General features: G+C 46.5%; 1 protein-coding gene. It reads left to right on the forward strand.

Going from position 1 to position 765, the window contains the following annotated elements:
• Positions 1 to 137: 137 nt before the first annotated feature.
• A partial coding sequence (locus KIV40_RS26605) for a hypothetical protein (RefSeq protein ID WP_285352183.1) occupies positions 138 to 765 on the forward strand: 628 nt, incomplete at its 3' end.

Genomic DNA, 765 nt, shown 5'->3' on the forward strand with positions numbered 1-765 from the left:
AGCAGGGTATTTTTTTGTCTAATTTTAATCGGTTAGCACTCAGCAGTGATCCATACTAAAAGTCAGAAATAGAACAGATAGATAACAACAATAGTTAGATCACTCCTATCTAACACAATAATGGGAAAGGAAGGCTCATGTTAAAAAAATGCGTACCCGTGCGAATTTTGGCGCTCATCATCATGCTATTACCACCGCTATTACAGGCCGAAGAGCCTCAGTCGCCACCGCCTGCTCTGATGAATGTCGACATGACCCTCGATTTAGATGGCATGGAGAAATACGCTAAGGAAGCCAGCCAGTCACTGCAGACCATTTCAGAGTCGCTACAGTCTATTGTTAATAACCCTAACCTCAGCGACGACCAGCAACAGGCACTCAATCAAACCATTGCCAGCATTAACGAGCTCAGCGCTTCAACCACACAATCTCTCAATCATCTTCCTGAGGTGTTCGAGCACTCACGAGCCACCTTTCAGCAAACCAGTCAGACGCTACTCGACGATATCCAAACCAAGATCCTGATCGCCTTGATTGCAGTGGTGGGAGTGATTGTGCTCGCTTTGGTCGCTATATACCTGCTGATCCTCAAGCCAATGCAACACACACTGGTCCAAGCCACCAGCAACATCTCTGCCATGGCGCAATCTATCCAGATCACCGCAGAAGCGCTCAAATACAGCACAGACAAACAGCAATACCTGATGGAAGCGATTGAACAGCCGAATCATGGACGTGAAGCCACTAAGCAAATAGAAGATGAAA

The organism is Vibrio sp. D173a (assembly GCF_030248475.1).